At 60.4% G+C, this 16882-nt stretch carries 14 protein-coding genes; 6 read left to right on the top strand and 8 right to left on the bottom strand.

Going from position 1 to position 16882, the window contains the following annotated elements; genetic code table 11:
• Positions 1 to 90: 90 nt before the first annotated feature.
• Together QMK33_RS17350 and QMK33_RS17345 are read right to left on the bottom strand one after the other, a co-directional pair.
• The gene (locus tag QMK33_RS17350) at positions 91 to 1068 is read right to left on the bottom strand and encodes an electron transfer flavoprotein subunit alpha/FixB family protein (RefSeq protein ID WP_283565882.1); all 978 of its coding nucleotides are present in this window, start codon (positions 1066 to 1068) and stop codon (positions 91 to 93) included.
• Between the two features lie 142 nt (positions 1069 to 1210).
• The gene (locus tag QMK33_RS17345) at positions 1211 to 1951 is read right to left on the bottom strand and encodes an electron transfer flavoprotein subunit beta/FixA family protein (protein ID WP_283565881.1); all 741 of its coding nucleotides are present in this window, start codon (positions 1949 to 1951) and stop codon (positions 1211 to 1213) included.
• A 158-nt stretch (positions 1952 to 2109) separates the two neighbouring features.
• Between QMK33_RS17345 and QMK33_RS17340 the strand changes: the two genes are divergently transcribed.
• From QMK33_RS17340 to QMK33_RS17315, 6 genes are all read left to right on the top strand, one after another.
• On the top strand, positions 2110 to 2445 hold the full coding sequence (locus QMK33_RS17340) for a tetratricopeptide repeat protein (protein ID WP_283565880.1): 336 nt from the start codon (positions 2110 to 2112) through the stop codon (positions 2443 to 2445).
• A gap of 112 nt (positions 2446 to 2557) precedes the next feature.
• Positions 2558 to 3241 carry a response regulator transcription factor gene (locus tag QMK33_RS17335; protein WP_283565879.1) on the top strand — a complete coding sequence of 228 codons (684 nt, stop codon included), beginning with the start codon at positions 2558 to 2560 and terminating at the stop codon, positions 3239 to 3241.
• Positions 3242 to 3269: 28 nt separating this feature from the next.
• Positions 3270 to 4661 carry a sensor histidine kinase gene (locus QMK33_RS17330; protein WP_283565878.1) on the top strand — a complete coding sequence of 464 codons (1392 nt, stop codon included), beginning with the start codon at positions 3270 to 3272 and terminating at the stop codon, positions 4659 to 4661.
• Positions 4662 to 5038: 377 nt separating this feature from the next.
• On the top strand, positions 5039 to 6436 hold the full coding sequence (locus QMK33_RS17325; protein ID WP_283565877.1) for a TolC family protein: 1398 nt from the start codon (positions 5039 to 5041) through the stop codon (positions 6434 to 6436).
• A gap of 96 nt (positions 6437 to 6532) precedes the next feature.
• The gene (locus tag QMK33_RS17320; RefSeq protein WP_283565876.1) at positions 6533 to 7630 is read left to right on the top strand and encodes an efflux RND transporter periplasmic adaptor subunit; all 1098 of its coding nucleotides are present in this window, start codon (positions 6533 to 6535) and stop codon (positions 7628 to 7630) included.
• Positions 7631 to 7784: 154 nt separating this feature from the next.
• On the top strand, positions 7785 to 10934 hold the full coding sequence (locus QMK33_RS17315) for an efflux RND transporter permease subunit (protein ID WP_283565875.1): 3150 nt from the start codon (positions 7785 to 7787) through the stop codon (positions 10932 to 10934).
• Between the two features lie 89 nt (positions 10935 to 11023).
• Here the strand turns inward: QMK33_RS17315 and QMK33_RS17310 are convergent, their stop codons facing one another.
• The 6 genes from QMK33_RS17310 to QMK33_RS17285 all read right to left on the bottom strand — a co-directional run bounded on the left by QMK33_RS17310 (position 11024) and on the right by QMK33_RS17285 (position 16737).
• Positions 11024 to 11161 carry a hypothetical protein gene (locus QMK33_RS17310; RefSeq protein WP_283565874.1) on the bottom strand — a complete coding sequence of 46 codons (138 nt, stop codon included), beginning with the start codon at positions 11159 to 11161 and terminating at the stop codon, positions 11024 to 11026.
• Positions 11162 to 11339: 178 nt separating this feature from the next.
• Complete coding sequence (locus tag QMK33_RS17305; protein WP_283565873.1) at positions 11340 to 11999, bottom strand: pseudouridine synthase; 660 nt, start codon at positions 11997 to 11999, stop codon at positions 11340 to 11342.
• Positions 12000 to 12202: 203 nt separating this feature from the next.
• Positions 12203 to 14284 carry a VWA domain-containing protein gene (locus tag QMK33_RS17300; RefSeq protein ID WP_283565872.1) on the bottom strand — a complete coding sequence of 694 codons (2082 nt, stop codon included), beginning with the start codon at positions 14282 to 14284 and terminating at the stop codon, positions 12203 to 12205.
• Positions 14285 to 14509: 225 nt separating this feature from the next.
• Positions 14510 to 15325 carry a hypothetical protein gene (locus QMK33_RS17295; protein ID WP_283565871.1) on the bottom strand — a complete coding sequence of 272 codons (816 nt, stop codon included), beginning with the start codon at positions 15323 to 15325 and terminating at the stop codon, positions 14510 to 14512.
• Positions 15326 to 15347: 22 nt separating this feature from the next.
• Positions 15348 to 16004, bottom strand: a complete 657-nt coding sequence (locus QMK33_RS17290) for a YiiX family permuted papain-like enzyme (RefSeq protein ID WP_283565870.1) — start codon at positions 16002 to 16004, stop codon at positions 15348 to 15350.
• A 166-nt stretch (positions 16005 to 16170) separates the two neighbouring features.
• The gene (locus QMK33_RS17285; protein WP_283565869.1) at positions 16171 to 16737 is read right to left on the bottom strand and encodes a hypothetical protein; all 567 of its coding nucleotides are present in this window, start codon (positions 16735 to 16737) and stop codon (positions 16171 to 16173) included.
• Positions 16738 to 16882: the final 145 nt, after the last annotated feature.

Genomic DNA, 16882 nt, shown 5'->3' with positions numbered 1-16882 from the left:
TCTACCACGCCGTTGGGGTTTGCAAACCCAACGATACGAGCGAGCTGCCTCGGCAAGCTTAGCATGACGGTCTACTTCAGCCAGTACGCCTTAGCCGAGCGCCTTCACGGCGGCCGTCAGCTTGGGCAGCACGTCGAATACGTCGCCCACGATGCCGTAGTCGGCCGCTTTGAAAAACGGCGCCTCGGGGTCCTTGTTAATCACCACAATCACCTTCGATGAATTGACGCCGGCCAAGTGCTGGATGGCTCCCGAAATGCCGCAGGCAATGTACAGGTTGGGCGATACCGTGATGCCGGTTTGGCCCACGTGCTCGTGGTGAGGGCGCCAGTCTACGTCGCTCACCGGCTTCGAGCAGGCCGTGGCCGCGCCCAGCGCCTTAGCCAGGTCTTCGATGAGGTTCCAGTTTTCGGGGCCTTTCATGCCGCGGCCACCGCTCACTACGAGCGCGGCCTCGGGCAGCAGCACGCCGCCGGCCTGGTCCTGCATCACCACCTGCTTGGGCGCGTCGGCAAAGTCGGCGTCGGTGAGCTGGGCGGCGAACGCCACTACCTCGGCCGTTTTGCCGGCCTCGTGCTGGGCTTCGATGGAGTTCTTCTTCACGGCAATAATCTTGCGCTCGCCGCTCAGCACCACGTCCGAAAACGCCTTGCCCGAGAAAGCGCCGCGCTTCACGGTGAACTGGCCGCCGTCGGTTTTGGGCAATTCTACCACGTTGGTGGCCAGCGAGGCTTGCAGGCGAATGGACAGGCGCGAGCCTACCGAAGCACCGATGTTGCTGTTGGCCAGCACAATCACCTTGGCATCTTCTTGCTGGGCGGCCGTGGCAATGAGCTTGGTGTAGGCATTGTTCACGAAGTCCTTCAGGCGCGGCTCCTTATCATAAAGCACCTTGCTGATGCCCTGCTCGCCGAGCTTGGCCAGGTTGGCATCGGTGGCCTCGCCCACGGCAATGGCGGTGGCGCTGGTACCCAGCTGGGCGGCAAGCTGCGCGCCGTAGGTAGCCACTTCGAGCGAAGACTTTTTTACTTCACCCTTATCGCATTCAACTACTACTAAAACTGACATATCGGTGGGATTTTCTGAGTTAGAAAACGGCTGTTACTGCAAGGAGGCACGACGAAGCAATCCCTGCTTGTCGTTGGATTATTACTCCTGGCGAAAAGGAAAGATTGCTTCGTCGTTCCTGCTCGCAATGACAGATTAGAATTTAGATGACTTTGGCTTCGTTGCGGAGCAGCTTAATCAGCTCGCCGGCATTGTCGGCGTCGATGAGCTTCACGCCCTGCTTCTTGGGGGGCAGCGCAAACTCGGCTACCGTGGTGCGGGCGTCGCCGGCGGTGGCGGGCACCACTTTCAGGGGCTTGGTGCGGGCCGTCATAATGCCGCGCATGTTGGGGATGCGGGGCTCGCACATGGGCTGCTGGCACGAGGCCACGAAGGGCGTGTTTACGCTCACGATTTCCTTGCCGCCCTCAATCTCGCGCTCCAGGGTGGCAGTGTTGCCGCTCATATCCAGCTTCATAGCGGGCGCTACGGTCGGGATGCCGAGCAGCTCGCCCACCATGCCGTGCACCTGAAAGCCGTTGTAGTCGATGCTTTCCTTGCCCATCAAAATCACGTCGTAAGCGCCTTCTTTGGCGACGGCCGCAATTTGCTCGGCCACGAAAAAGGCATCCTTTGGCGCGGCATTCACCCGGATGGCGTCGTCGGCCCCGATGGCCAGCGCCTTGCGGATGTTGGGTTCCGTATCGGCCTCGCCCACGTTAATCACCGTTACGGTGCTGCCGGCGTTGGCCTCTTTCAGCTCGATGGCGCGGGTAAGGGCGTATTCGTCCCAGGGATTAATTACGAACTGAACCCCAGCCTTATTAAACTCCTTGTTATCAGGCGTAAAGGTGATTTTGGTGGTCGTGTCGGGCACGTTAGAAATACAAACCAGAAACTTCATGTAGGCAAGGGTAGGGTGAGGAGAGAATACAAAAGCAGTAGGCTTGCATAACAATTGCCAGGCCTAAAAAGGTCTTTCAACCTCCTATACAACCCATACAACCGGAATGCGGCCTGAAAGTCGCAATTTTGCCCCAAAGATAGCCAAAACTACTGCCCATGAATACCCCCAGCCGCCTCCAGCAACTGTTAGCTTTTTACGAAGCCGACCCCACCGATGCCTTCACCATTTACGCGCTGGCCACCGAATACCGAGCCGCTGAGCCACTGCGCGCCTGGGACTACTACGAAAAGCTGCTGACCGAGCACCCCGACTACGTGGGCACCTACTACCACGCCGGTAAGCTGCTCGAAGGCTTTGGCAAGAAAGATGAAGCTGAGCAGGTATACCGCAAGGGCTTGGTAGTGAGCCGAAAAGCCGGGCAGCTGCACGCCGCCAGCGAAATTCAGCAGGCGTTGAATAGCTGCCTGGGGATGGACTATGAGGACGACTAAAGAGGTAGCGTAAGCTTTAGCTTGCCGGGCGCTGTTACAAATTGAAGGAAAAATGCCGGGCTTGGCCAGGTACACGCGCCTGGCGGCAAGCTAAAGATTACCTTACAACTTCATGTCAACCAGGATATTACTAGTCGAAGACGAGCCCAAAGTATCGGCCTTCATTCGGCGCGGGCTGGAGGAAGAGGGCTACGAGGTAGAAGTGGCCTACGACGGCACCTTTGGCCAGCGGCTGGCGCTGGAGCAAGCATTTGACCTGCTTATTCTGGATGTGATACTGCCCGGCCAAAGCGGCCTGGAGGTACTGAAAGCCGTGCGCGCCCAAAACCAGGAGTTGCCCGTGCTCATGCTCACGGCCCTAGGCACTACGCAAGACAAACTGCTGGGCTTCGATGGCGGGGCCGACGACTACCTCGTGAAGCCCTTCGACTTTGCCGAGCTGCTGGCGCGGGTGCGCGCCCTCACCCGCCGCCGCGACCGCCGCGCGGCTAAGAACAAGGAGCTTGTATTGAGTGATTTAGTGGTGGACACGGCCGCTAAAACCGTGGTGCGCGCCGGCCAGCCCATCAAGCTCACGGCCCGCGAGTTCAACCTGCTGGAACTGCTGCTACGCCACCAGGGCCGCGTGCTGAGCCGGGGCGAAATAGCGGAGCATACCTGGGAAGGCTCGCCCGACGCGGGCTCCAATGTAATTGACGTGTACGTGAACTACCTGCGCAATAAGGTGGACAAGGGATTTGCTAAAAAACTGATTCATACCGTAGTAGGCATGGGCTACGTGTTGCGCGAAGAGTAATTTTACGGAAGCGCCCCACTGGTAAACTATGACCATTCGCAACCGCCTGACCTGGCTTTTTCTGAGCATTGTGGCCGTGCTGCTGCTGGCCGTGCTGGCGCTGGTATTTGCACTCCAGCTCACCTCTTCGCAGCGCGAGTTTCAGCAGCGGCTGCGCGAGCGGGCGCAGGTGACGAGCTACATCTACCTCGAAAAAGACGAGATGCGGGCCAGTGCCTTCCGCGACTTTGAGAAAAAATACCTGCAAGCGCTTAGCAACGAGATTTTGCAGGTGTACGACGCCTCGGGGCGGGTGCGCTTTGTGGCGGCCGACGAGCGAGTGCGGCTTTCCGATGCGCTGCTAGCGCGCATCGTGTTAAGCAGGGAAGTGTATTTCAAGCTGGGTGCGCGGCAGGCCGTGGGCATTTTTTACCGCGATAACCAGGGCGACTACGTGATAGTAGCCGCCGCCGAAAACGTGTATGGCCACCACCGGCTGCAAAGCCTGGCCACCATTATGGGGGTGATTTTTGTGGTGAGCCTGCTCGTTATCTACGCCGCCGGGCGGTTTTTTGCCGGGCGGGCGCTGGCCCCCATCGCGGCCCTCAACGACCAAGTAGACCGCATTACGGCCCTCGACCTGCACCAGCGCGTGGATGAAGGCTTTTTGCGCACCAGCGAGCGCGACGACCTCACGCGCCTGGCCCGCACCTTCAACCGGCTGCTGGGGCGGCTCGAAGCCAGCTTTGAGGGCCAGCGCACCTTCGTGCGCAATGCCTCGCACGAGCTGCGCACGCCCCTCACCGCCAGCATTGGCGAGCTGCAAGTGCTGCTGGCCCGCGAGCGTTCGCCAGAGAACTACCGCGAAGGAGCCGCCTCGGTGCTGGGTGAGTTGCTGCAACTTAAAGAATTGATTAACAATCTATTGGATATGGCGCAGGCCGAAGGCTCGATGCAGCTGACGGAGGAAGTACGCCTCGATGAGCTGCTGTGGGAGGTGCGCGAAGGCGTGACGCCCGCCCGGCGCGCCCGCGTGCAGGTAGACCTGGGCGACCTCGCCGACCTGCCCGCCGACCCGGCGGCCTTTGTCATAGCTGGCCATCGCGGCCTGCTTGCGCGGGCGCTGGGCAACCTCGTTGATAATGCCCTCAAGTACTCGGCCGACGATAAAAAGGTGCTGCTGAGCCTGCGTTGTCAGCCGGGCGGCGGCTGCGTGGTGCGCGTGGCCGACGCCGGCCTGGGCATTGCGGCCGAGGACCTGGCGCAGGTGTTTCAGCCGTTTTTTCGGGCGGCGGCGGTGCGCGGGGTGGTGGGGCACGGTGTGGGGCTGCCGCTGGCCCAGCGCATTGCCGCGCTGCATGGTGGCACGCTGGCGCTGCGCTCGGAGCCCGGCCGGGGCACGGTGGCCGAGCTGATGCTGGGCGGGCGCGCAGCTGACTAAGCGGCGCAAAGCGGCTGCGGGCGAACAGGGGCTGCCGCCCGGCCGGCGAAGGGCTTAGTGCGGACCGCGTCAATGTTTTTAGCATTTATTTTGGCTGGTGCCTGCTAATGAGTGTGCCACCGCCTGCGGGCACCCGGGCACCGTGCGCAACTGTCTGAAATATAATTTATTGAGAAAGCTGTGGCCCGTTGGGTGGGCGCTTTTTGGCGGCCCTGGGCGGGCTTTCTAACCTGTTTCTAAGGCGTCCCTAATCAGCTTCTAATGTACTTCTAATCTGTTCTTAATGAGGGTATAGTGAAGGTGTAATGTCCGTGAATGAAGTCCAAGAGCTTCCTGTTAGCTTTGCTCAAGCACCTCGCTAGACAGCGTAAAAAAAAGTGATTTTACAAAGATTTTTAGAAACGGCCCAGCGCCGGTTGCGGCCCGCCCCGCCGCGGGCCACCCTCCCCACGAATAGCCTTTTGCGCCGCGCCGGCCTGCTGCTGGCCGGCTTGAGCCTGGGGCTGGCCGCCCACGCGCAAGCGCCCCTCACGGTGGGCGGCACGCCGCTGCCCGTAGACACCGTGCGCCTGACCCTGCCCGACGCCGAGCTGCGCTTCGTGCAAAACAACCTGCTGCTGCTGGCCCAGCGCTACAACATTACAGCGGCGCAGGCGCTGGCTGTGCAGGCCCGCCTCATCGACAACCCCACTATCCTGGTGGACCAGAACGTGGTGCAGCAGGCCGTTCACCGGCAGGATGCGGTGGGTAATAACCCCGACCTCAACCGCAACCAGCTGGCCATTCAGGCGCAGCAGCTGTTTGCGCTGGCCGGGCGGCGGCGGGCGGCGGGCCGCGCCCAACAGCAAGCGGCTGTGGTAGAGCAGTTTAATCTCGAAGACCTGGTGCGTAACCTGCGCTTTCAGCTCCGCACCACGTTCTACGACATCTACTACCGCCAGCTCACGCTGCGCGTGTACAACAACGAGATTCCGCAGCTGCGCCACACCGTAGGCCTCTACCAGAGCCAGTACGACAAGGGCAACATTGCGCTCAAAGAGGTTATTCGCCTGAAAGCCTTTTTGTTTACGCTGGAAAGTGAGCGGCTGGGCCTCGTTACGGACCAGGCCAACTCGCAGGCCGACCTGCACATTTTGCTGCGCGACTCGACCCGCTCGGCCTACCAGCCGGCCGTGAACGTCAACCGTATTCAAACGCTGTCGCTGGCCCCTTTCCCCGAGCAGCAGCTCACCGATACGGCCGTGGTGCGCCGCGCCGACCTGCTAGCCCGCCGCGCCGAGGTGCAGCGCCAGGAGCTGAACCTGCGCCTGCAACGCGCCGTGGCCACGCCCGACCTCGCCGTGGGCTACAGCTACGACCGCCTGGGCTCGTATTTCAACAATTATAACTCGCTGACGCTGGGCATTGCAGTGCCCATCTTCAACCGCAACCAGGGCAACATTGCGGCGGCTAAAGCCCAGATTAGCAATGCCCAGGCCCAGGCCCAGCAGCAGCAGCTGGTGGTGCGCCGCGATGTGCACGAGGCCTACCAGGTGGCCCTGCGCCAGGATGAGCTGTACCAAAATACCAGCCGCGACACTACACCCTTTGCCCGCCTCATCGACAACATTGAGCAGGGCTACACCAAGCGCCTCATTAGTGTAGTCGAATACCTCGACTTTTACGAAGCTTACAAGAATAATGTCATTCAGCTCAACACGCTGCGGGCCAACCGGATGCGCGCCTTTGAGGGCATAAACCTGGCCACCGGCCGCACCTTTTTCCGGGCCGAGTAAAGTCAATCAGCAGCTACCAATCAGCATAAAGCCCGTGCGCTGATGATGGATAACTGATGATTGACAACTAATAACTGCTAATTGCTAACTGAAAAGATGAATCGCTCCGCGCTTTTATTTCTCCTGACGTTGGGCCTGGGGGCCTGCTCCAAGGCCCCCGAAACCGCCGCTACGGAGGCTACTACCAAAAAATTCTCGCTTTCTGACCAAACGCTGAAAGAGCTGGCTTTCGACACCGTGCGCCTGGAGCCGGTGCGCAGCGAGCAGTCGTTTTCGGGCCAGGTAACCACCAACGGCGACAAAACCGCCAAGATTTTCCCGCTCGTGGGCGGCGTGGTTGAGAAGCTTAATGTGGAGCTCGGCGACCACGTAACTAAGGGCCAGGTGCTAGCCGTGGTGCGCTCGGGCGAAATTGCCGACGTGCAAAACCAGAACAGCACCGCCGGCACCGACGTGGCCATCGCCAGCAAAAACCTGAGCGTGGCCGAAGACCAGTTTAAGGCCGGTTTGGCGGCCGAGCGCGACGTGGTGCTGGCCCGCGAGGAACTGCGTAAAGCCCAGAGCAACCTCGGCAAAACCGGCAAGCAGCTCGGCATCTACGGCGTGTCGCAGGATGGGCACTACGTGATTAAGGCCCCGATTTCGGGCTTTATCACCGATAAAAACGTGACACAAGGCATGCAGTATACGAACGCCAACACCGATGCCGACGGCTTTTTTACCATCGCCGACCTCGACCAGGTGTGGGTGCTGGCCAACGTGTTTGAGGCCGATATTGCCAACGTGAAGCTGGGCTACCAGGCCGATATCACCACGCTCTCGTACCCCGACAAGCACTTCCTGGGCGTGGTCGACAAGGTGTTCAACGTGCTCGACCCCGACAGCAAGGCCCTCAAGGTGCGCATTCGCCTGCCCAACCCCGGCTACCTACTCAAGCCCGAGATGTATGCCCAGGTGCGTATTCTCAATACCGAGAAAACCAAGGAGTTAGCGGTGCCCGCCAACTCGGTTATCTTCGACAAGGACCAGCACTTCGTGCTCGTGTACAAGAGCCGCACCGAGGTAGACACCCGCCCCGTGACCGTGACCAAAACCGTGGGCGACGTCAGCTACGTGAGCGGGGCTAACCTGAAGGCCGGCGACGTTATCGTGACCAAGAACCAACTGCTCGTGTACGACGAACTAAACGACTAATTATGTGGGCATTTGTCATTGCGAGCGCAACGCAGTGGAGCGCGGCAATCGCACCAGAACGACTGACGCGGGTGCCGTTCCGGTGCGATTGCCGCGCTCCACTGCGTTGCGCTCGCAATGACAGTCGATTGAAAATAACTCATAATTATTTAAAGTGAATAAATTCATCCAGGGCATTATTGCCTTTTCCCTGAAAAACCGGGGCTTTATTTTCCTGCTCACGCTGGCGGCGATTATTGCCGGGGTGATAAGCTACCGGAACACGCCCATCGAGGCGTTTCCGGACGTGACGAACACCGAAATTACCATCATCACGCAGTGGCCCGGCCGCTCGGCCGAAGAGATTGAGAAGTTTGTGACCGCGCCCATCGAAATCGCGCTCAACCCGGTGCAGAAAAAAACCAGCGTGCGCTCGACCACGCTCTTTGGCCTGTCGGTGGTGAAGGTGATTTTCGACGATGGCGTGGACGATGCCTACGCCCGCGTGCAGGTAAATAACCTGCTCAGCGGCGCTGATTTGCCCGACGGGGCCAACCCCGAGGTGCAGCCGCCCTACGGCCCCACCGGCGAAATTTACCGCTACACCATTGCCAGCAAAACCAAGAGCACCCGCGAGCTGAAGACCATTCAGGACTGGGTAATTGAGCGCAACCTGAAGGCCGTGCCCGGCGTGGCCGACGTGAATAGCTTCGGCGGCGAGGTGAAAGCCTACGAGATATCGGTGGACCCCAGCAAGTTGCAGGATTTTGGCCTCACGCCGCTCGACCTTTACACGGCCGTGCAGCGCTCGAACATCAACGTGGGCGGCGACGTGATAAACGAGGGCCAGCAGAACTTTGTAGTGCGCGGCATTGGCCTGCTCAACAATATCTCGGACATTAACAACACGGTGGTGAAAACCGTGAACGGCGCGCCCATCCTGGTGAAGGACGTGGCGCAGGTGATGGAGTCGGCGCTGCCGCGCCTGGGCAAGGTGGGCCGCGGCCTCAACGACGACATGGTGGAGGGCATCGTGGTGATGCGCAAGGGCGAAAACCCGTCGGAAGTCATCAAGCTGCTGCAAGCCAAAGTAGAGCTGCTGAACGATAAGATATTGCCGCCCGACGTGAAAATCAGCACGTTCTACGACCGGCAGCAGCTCATCGACTTCTCGACCGAAACGGTAATCCATAACCTCACCGAGGGCATGATTTTCGTGACGGTGATTGTGTTCCTGTTCATGGCTGATTGGCGTACTACGCTGATTGTGAGCATCATCATTCCGCTGGCGCTGCTGTTTGCCTTCATCTGCCTGCGGTTGAAGGGTATGAGCGCCAACCTGCTCAGCATGGGTGCCATCGACTTCGGTATCATCATCGACGGGGCGGTGGTGATGGTGGAAGGGCTATTTGTGGCTCTCGACCACAAGGCCCACGAGGTGGGCATGGAGCGCTTCAACAAGCTCGCCAAGCTGGGCATCATCAAGAAAACCGGCCGCGACATGGGCAAGTCGATTTTCTTCGCTAAGGCCATCATTATCACGGCGTTGCTGCCCATTTTCTCCTTCGAGAAAGTAGAGGGTAAGGTGTTCTCGCCACTGGCCTGGACGCTGGGCTTCGCCCTGCTGGGGGCGCTTATTTTTACGCTGACGCTGGTGCCGGTGCTGGCCAGCATTTTGCTGCGCAAAAACGTGCGCGAGAAGGAAAACTTCTTTCTGCGCGCCATCAATAAGGGGGCCCGCAAGGTGTTTGTGTTCACCTATGCCCGCAAAACGGCCAGCCTGGTATTTGCCGCTGCGTTGGTGGCGGTGGGCGTGGGCATGTACCAGTTTTTGGGTACCGAATTCCTGCCCGAGCTGAACGAAGGCTCGATTTACGTGCGGGCGCAGCTGCCGCTGAGCATCTCGCTCGACGCCAGCAACAAGCTCTGTAACGAGATGCGGCGCGTGTTTATCGGCTTCCCGGAGGTGAGCGACGTGGTGAGCCAGACCGGCCGCCCCAACGACGGCACCGACCCCACGGGCTTCTACAACAACGAGTTCCTCGTGCAAATCAAGCACACCGACGAGGTGCAGAAGAAGATGAAATCCAAGGCTTACCGCGAAGACCTCATTTCGCGGATGAAGGAGAAGCTGAACCGCTTTCCGGGCGTCGATTTCAACTTTTCGCAGCCCATTACCGACAACGTGGAGGAAGCCGCCTCGGGTGTGAAGGGCAGTATCGCGGTCAAAATCTACGGCACCGACCTCAAGCTGATGGAGGGTAAGGCCCGCCAGGTGTTCGAGGTGCTGCAAAAAGTAGACGGCATCGACGACCTGGGTTTGCTGCGCAACATCGGCCAGCCCGAGCTGCACGCCGACCTCGACGAGCGCCGCATGGCCAGCTACGGCGTGAGTAAATCGGACGCCAACGCGGTGCTCGAAATGGCGGTGGGCGGCAAGCAGGCCAGCCAGATGTACGAGGGCGAGCGTAAGTTCCCGATTCGGGTGCGCTACGAGTCGCAGTTCCGCGAGACCCCGACGCAAATTGCCGCCCTCATGGTGCCCACGCAAAGCGGTAAAACCGTGCCGCTGAACGAGATAGCCGACATCAAGCAGGTAACCGGCCCCAGCCTCATTTACCGCGACGACAACACCCGCTTCTCGGCCGTGAAGTTCTCGGTGCGGGGCCGCGACCTGGGCTCGGCCATCGCCGAAGCGCAGGAAAAGGTGAACAAGGCCGTGGTGCTGCCCAAAGGCTACTCCATGAAGTGGACCGGCGACTTCGAGAACCAGCGCCGGGCCAGCCAGCGGCTGGCGCAGGTGGTGCCCATCTCGCTGGCGCTTATCTTCTTCATCCTCTTCATCTTATTTGGTAATTTGAAGGACGCCGGCCTGGTATTGCTCAACGTGCCGTTTGCCCTCATTGGTGGCATTGCCATGCTGCTCATTACGCACACCAACTTCTCGATTTCGGCCGGTATCGGCTTCATCGCCCTGTTTGGTATCTGCATTCAGAACGGCGTGATTCTCATTAGCGTGTTCAAACAGAACATGTTAGATAAGATGAGCCTCGACCGCAGCCTGGCCGAAGGCGTGGCTTCGCGGGTGCGCCCCGTGGTGATGACGGCCCTTATGGCCATCATCGGCCTCATGCCGGCGGCCCTCAGCACCGGCATCGGCTCCGAAACGTCGAAGCCGCTGGCCATCGTAGTTATCGGCGGCCTGCTCACGGGTACGGTGCTCACGCTGTTCATCTTCCCGCTGATTTTCGAGCGCACCTACCGCGCCGCCCACACCCACTACACCGACGACCTGCCCGCCAACCGCGAGCTCGCGGCGCACTAGCGGCAAATGGTTGCTGCCAGATAGAAGAGCGTGAAAAGAGAGTGCCCTGCTTCACTACAAGAAGCAGGGCACTCTCTTTTCACGCTCTTCTATCTGGGCTGGCCCACCAGGCTCAGGGCAAAAGTCAGCCTGACGGTGCCTATCGTGGCCGATAGGGGAGTAGTAGACTGCGCGGCGGCCGGCGAGCCGGCCACCAGCAGCAGCAGTAGCAAGTGGGTCTTCATCAACTAGGTGATTTCCAAGTAAAAGGGCACGGACTCCGGTCCGCTGGCGCAGCCGGCCGACCGGTTGTCGCGGGTGCCACCTGAGCCAGTAGTGCCGTCCTCATTCACGCGACAATCGGTCGGCCAGCTTCACCGGCGGCCCGGCGGACGTACCCTAACGTGCTTTGAGCAGGATAAGCCGCTACGCCCGCGGCCGGCGCGGGCCCGGCCGGTAGGTGCTGGCCGAGGTGGCGGGCCGCGCCGGGCGCGGGTGGCGCTCGCCGGCCCCGGCCAAGTTGCGCAGGGCCACAACTTCTTCGGCCGTGAGGTCGCGCCACTGGCCGGGGGCCACGTCGAGCAGCGACAAGTCGCCTAGGGCCTGGCGCACCAGGCGCAGGCAGGGCAGGCCCACGGCGGCGCACATCTTGCGCACTTGCCGGTTCATACCCTGCGAGATGCTGATTTCCAGCCAACTAGTCGGAATGCTGGCCCGGTAGCGGATGGGCGGGTTGCGGGGCCACAGCGCCTCGCTGGCTTCTTCGGGCAGGGGCCGCGCCGCCGCGGGCAGCGTAAAACCCTCCTTGATTTGCACCCCCTCGCGCAGCTGCGTGAGCATGGCCTCGGTGGGCACGCCCTCCACCTGCGCCCAATAGGTTTTGGCTACTTTATAGCGCGGGTCGCTGAGGCGATGTTGCAGCTGCTTGTCGTCGGTGAGCAGCAGCAGGCCCTCGCTATCGAAGTCGAGCCGGCCCACGGGGTACACGTTGGGCACCGCCACGAAGTCTTTGAGCGTAGCGCGCCCGTGCTCGTCGGTGAACTGGGTGAGGACTTCAAACGGCTTGTTGAGGAGGATGTAGCGCATATTTTCAGTTGTTATTAGCTTGGGTATTAATCGTTTATAAATAAGCCGTCTGTCCTTGCGAACGCAAAGCAGTGGAGCGCGGCAATCTTTCCTTCACGCCAGGGTTGCTAACCTAGTGAAGCGAACGACCAAGGAAAGATTGCCCCGCTCCACTGCTTTGCACTCGCAATGACGAACGAGTTATTCGTAAACCGATAGCTGGCTCAAACGCCGCCCTGGTACTTGCGGGTAGCCCACTCGGCAGTCAGCAGCGCCAGCAGCGCGAAGAATAGCCACTTCAGGTTTACCAGGTCTTTCAAGTCCTCTTCGCTGGAAAGCTGGGGCTTGAAATTAGCCTTCTCAATGTCCTGGGCCAGCTTATCGAGGTGCGCGGGGTAGTAGAGCCGGCCGCCGCTGCGGCGGCTGAGCTGGGCCAGCAGCCGGTGGTCGGCCTTGGATTCCTGGGCTTCGAGCGGCTGGTTTTGCACCAGCAGCTCGCCGCTGGTCTGCTGGGCCTGGCCGCCGAGGGTGGCCCGTGCCTGGTAGCGGTAGAGGCCGGCGGGCAGCGGCCCCAGGTGCAGCGGCGAGCCATCGGGGGCGTTGGCGAAGGTAACGGTGCGGGCTTTCTTGGCCGAGTCGGTGAGCGTGAGGATTATTTTCTGGTCGTAAATGCGCTCGAACACAGCGTTATACGTCTCAGTGCCCAGCGTCACATCGTCCTGGGTGCCAAAGGCATCCTGGGTGGGGTACACGTCGAGGCGCTTCTTGTTGGCGTTTTGGGTCAGCAGCTGCAAGGTGCGGCCAATGAGACGGTCGTACACCTCGGGGTGGTTGTCGTGGGCGATGGCCTCGGCCAGGCGCCACTGCCAGGTGTTTTCGGCCAGCAGCGTGGCGGCGCGGGGGCCGCTGCCGGCCGCGCTGCCAAATACCAGCAGCGGCTTTTGGGTGGGCAGGCGGCCCACCTGCTGCCACAGCGCCGCCTCGGCCCCGCCGCCCAGCCGCAAATCACCAAACGGCACCGGCACCGGCGGGTACTGCGCCAAGCGCCGCCGGCTTTCCTCATCGAGCGGCAGGCGCGCAAAGCCAGGGTTGGGCAGCGGCGTTACCTCGTCGGTCTGGGCCCCGCGCGGCTGCACGTTCAGGCCCGTAATTAGCTGGTTATAAGCCGCGTAGTCAGACTGCGCGCCCAGCACGTAGAGCACCGGCACCTTGGCGGCGCGCACCCGCGCCAGCAGCTCCTGGCCCAGGCCGCCGCGGGCCGGCAGCTGGTGCAGCACCGCCACGTCGAAGCTCGCGCCGGCGGGCAGCGGCGCGCCCACGCCGGCCACCACCAGCGTGAGGTCGAAGTTATTATTGGCCAGAATGGCGGCCCGCAGCGCTTTTAGGTCGGGGTGGGGGGCGGCCCCGGCCAGCAGCACGCGCAGCTTGCCTTTCACCACCTCCACAAACGCGGTGCGGGCGTTGTTGAGCACCGTAAACTCGCCGGTCTGGGGCAGCACGCGCACCTCGTAGCGGCGCTTGCCGGGCGTGGGCGCGGTGAGCTGAAACGTGGTTTTGACGCGGCGGCGGCCGGCGGGCAGCGCCACCCGGCGGCTTTGCAGCACCCGGCCGCCCTCGCGCACCTCCACGGTGGCCGCGCCCCCGGCGTAGCCCTCGTAGCCGATTTCGGCTTCGAGCGGAAACTTGTTGCCGCTGAACGCGACCCGGTTATACACCAGGTCAGTGAGGCGCAGGTCGCGCTTGGCCACGGTATCGCCCAGCGCCACGCTGAAAATGGGGAAGTTAAATTCCGAAAACTGCGGCTCTTGGCCCCGGTTCACGAGGCCGTCGCTCACGAGCACCACGCCGGCCAGGTTGCGCTCGGCGTTGGCCTCGCGGCTGTCGCTGAGAAGCTGGCTGAGGTCGGTGCGGCTGGCCGTGAAGCGTAGCGAATCGGGCGCGGTATTGGGCTTGGTGAGCGTGCGGGTTTCAACCCGAAAGCCTTTCTCGCGCAGGGTAGCCGCCAACTGGGGCAAGCCCACCGTGAGTTGGCTCAGCGCCGGCTTAGGTGTGAATAGGCTGATGGACTGCGAGTTGTCAACGGCCAGCACGATGGTCGGGGCCTCGGTGCGCGTGGTGGTCGTTTTGATAAACGGCGAAAGCAGCAGGAAGCATAGAAAGCTCACTACCACAAAGCGCAGCCCCGCCAGCGTATAGTTGACGGCCCGGCTCCACGGGCCCTGGGCCGAGTAGAGCAGTGCCGTGTAGCCCGCGCCCACGGCCAGGCAAAGCAGGATAAACCAGGGGGAATAGGCAGTAGAAAGCAAGGGCAGAAACGCGCCTTTCAACCAGCGCGGAGCAAGAAACGAAAAAAGCCCGCCAACCAGCACGCGCCCGCAAAGATGCGCCCCCGTCGCGGTAGCTGCGTGCCTAACGGCGGCCGGCCCGCGTCGCGTTCGCCGCCGCGCGCATTTCAGCGGCTTTTTGCGGCTGCGTTAGCTGCGCGGCTTCCTTTGGCTATGCGCTATCGGGTTGCTACCGTAGGGTGGGGGTTATTTCCACCAAACCTTCTTTTCTTTAAGCTCAGCCCGTGCGCGTGCCGCTTCATTGCCGCTGTAAAGGGCCGCGAAGTAGTCCCAGCCGTTGGTGTAATACTTGGGATTGGGGCTAAATTCTCCCGCCCCCCTGTCAAAATCGCCCGAATTAGGAATTCGGTAATCGCCCCAGTTGCAGCGCAGCGTTTTTTTGGTAGTGTAGCTCGTCCAGGTACCCACAAACTGGTTGTTGCAGAAGCCGTCACTCATCATGCGGATGTCGTCATACGCCAGTTTGCCCTGCTTATCGAGGTACCAGTTGGTTTCCAGCACCCCTCGGAAAACGCCCGATTTTGGCTGGGAGGCATCTTCGCGCAGTTCGTAATCTGCCAGCAATATCCCTTCCTGCCGGGCCGGCGATACGGTTTCGTCGGTGCGGGTGGCCAGTACCCGAAGCTCGCGCACCTGCCGCACCACTACCACGCCGCTAAAGGCGCTTACGTAACCCAGCACCTGCGATTTACCCGTTACCTGGTAGCGGGTGGGGTCGGCTTTATCGCGTTGCGCGGTGAGAATTTTAAGGCGCAGGCGCTGATAGCCCGGACCGATAAAGCCCATCACCGTCTCATTAGCAGTTGTCAGCCAAAGCGAGCTAAAATCATATTGAGCGTACTGGCTCAGCTTGTCAGTCAGCCGTAAGTTACTTGCAGTCAGCTGAATGCGCCGGTAAGCCACGCTTTCGGGCGGTAAGGAAAATGAGGCCTGGCTGGTTTGGGCAGCCGTACCCAAGGCACTCAGGCAAAACAGCAGGGAGGGAGCGAGTCTTCCAATCATGGTATTTGTAGCATGAGTAGCTTTAGCGGCTAAGTACCGTCACCAGCTCCGCGCTGGCAAACACGCTGGCCGGCGAGATAACCGGCTCATCTAAGGGTAATTGCCTGCCATAGCGCTCATGCAATTTGGCCTGCACAGCGGGGTTATTTAGGTCGAAATCGCGCAGCTGTTGCAGCTGCCCCAGCTGCCGGTGCAGCCCCCGGTCGTACACCTTCCAAATCAATTCCGAGCAGTAAATCTGCTTGTCCGACCAGTTGAAGGCTAGGTCGTAGTCGCGGCCTAGCATGGGCTGGCCCGCCGCCCGCAACCGCGCCAACGCGGCCGGCGTGAGGACTGTGGCCGCGTCGCGCAGCCGCTTCACCACGAAGTGCTGGCCCTGCCCCCGCGCCACCCAGCGGCTCAGCGGCGTCAGCTTCACCGGCTGCACGGCCTCGAAAACCTGCCACTCGCCGTTGGTTTTGTAGAGTAGCCCGCAGTGGCTGTAGGGCGAGTGGGTGGCTAATTGAATAGCTTGACTCTGAGCCGACTGCGAGGTATGAAAAATGAGGTCGCCTTCATGCAGGGTATCCGCTAGGGGAGTGATGACGGCCGTAGCGAGGCGGGTAGTTTGCCAGCGGTGTAGCCTGGTGGAGAGACGCGGGTAGGCGAGAAGGCCGGCCGCGCCAGCTACTAAGAGCATAAGTATCAGCTTACTTAGCGATGACATATTTAGCTGGTTGGTTAGTGGTTTCTTCTTCTAATTCTTCAAATGCTTGCTGGTCAGTGACGTTACCTATACTACTTTGAGTCACCTGTCATTGGCTCAAGAGAACCCACCACAACGGGCAATGATGGGGAAAAGCCACCTAACCAGTGTGTTTCACTTGCGCAGCCGCCAGGTTTCGCACTTTCCTGGTTATTCCATTTGCAGCGAGTTCCGTAAGCTGCTGCTTATCAGCCAATCCAACAATAAATTCCTGCACTATTTTATCGCCAATATCCAAACATTTAATGAACAGGCTGGGGCTTAAACCATCCTTCTTGAGCAGCCTCAGAAGCTTTTGTCTAGTGAGTAACCTGGTTTTCCACTCTCCGTCGAGTGTGTCAATTTTTTCACAGGCGTACTTGAATTGGCCATCAGTCAGGGTAGTTAAGCTGAACAAATCCCTGGCAGCGGCCCCCGCCATCATACTATCATCATCAGCTAATATGAGGCGTAAGTAGTTGATTAACCCCCTGTCAGAAAGCGATTTATTGGCCGTTAGGTACCGCCGGAAAGTGCCGTAGCGGTAGTGTTCTAAGTTGGGGTCTTCGCCCGTTTGAAAAACCTCGCATTGCTTGCTGAGGTCATCTACTGTTAAGATTCCGCAGTCCAGCCATTGCTTGGTATAGCCGAGCAGTAACAGATTTGCAGCAATGACTTTAGCCTCCATTTCTACTGGTATTTCTAGCACTTAGAGGCTATCCGAATAGGGAAAAATCAGTTGTATTTTAGGGGTATGGCTACAGTTCAAGAATTTCGCATTTCGGACACGCTTTGGGCGCGGTTGTCCCCTCATTTGCCCGTCCACGTGCCCA

The organism is Hymenobacter sp. H14-R3 (genome assembly GCF_030063445.1).
Taxonomy (GTDB): domain Bacteria; phylum Bacteroidota; class Bacteroidia; order Cytophagales; family Hymenobacteraceae; genus Hymenobacter.
Note: the sequence above shows the minus strand (reverse complement) of the source record. Positions and strands in the feature narration are given on the sequence as shown.

Coding starts and splice junctions, on each gene's coding strand:
- QMK33_RS17350 (WP_283565882.1), bottom strand. CDS start 1,068: ATGTCAGTTTTAGTAGTAGTTGAATGCGATAAGGGTGAAGTAAAAAAG.
- QMK33_RS17345 (WP_283565881.1), bottom strand. CDS start 1,951: ATGAAGTTTCTGGTTTGTATTTCTAACGTGCCCGACACGACCACCAAA.
- QMK33_RS17340 (WP_283565880.1), top strand. CDS start 2,110: ATGAATACCCCCAGCCGCCTCCAGCAACTGTTAGCTTTTTACGAAGCC.
- QMK33_RS17335 (WP_283565879.1), top strand. CDS start 2,558: ATGTCAACCAGGATATTACTAGTCGAAGACGAGCCCAAAGTATCGGCC.
- QMK33_RS17330 (WP_283565878.1), top strand. CDS start 3,270: ATGACCATTCGCAACCGCCTGACCTGGCTTTTTCTGAGCATTGTGGCC.
- QMK33_RS17320 (WP_283565876.1), top strand. CDS start 6,533: ATGAATCGCTCCGCGCTTTTATTTCTCCTGACGTTGGGCCTGGGGGCC.
- QMK33_RS17305 (WP_283565873.1), bottom strand. CDS start 11,999: ATGCGCTACATCCTCCTCAACAAGCCGTTTGAAGTCCTCACCCAGTTC.
- QMK33_RS17295 (WP_283565871.1), bottom strand. CDS start 15,325: ATGATTGGAAGACTCGCTCCCTCCCTGCTGTTTTGCCTGAGTGCCTTG.
- QMK33_RS17290 (WP_283565870.1), bottom strand. CDS start 16,004: ATGCTCTTAGTAGCTGGCGCGGCCGGCCTTCTCGCCTACCCGCGTCTC.
- QMK33_RS17285 (WP_283565869.1), bottom strand. CDS start 16,737: ATGGAGGCTAAAGTCATTGCTGCAAATCTGTTACTGCTCGGCTATACC.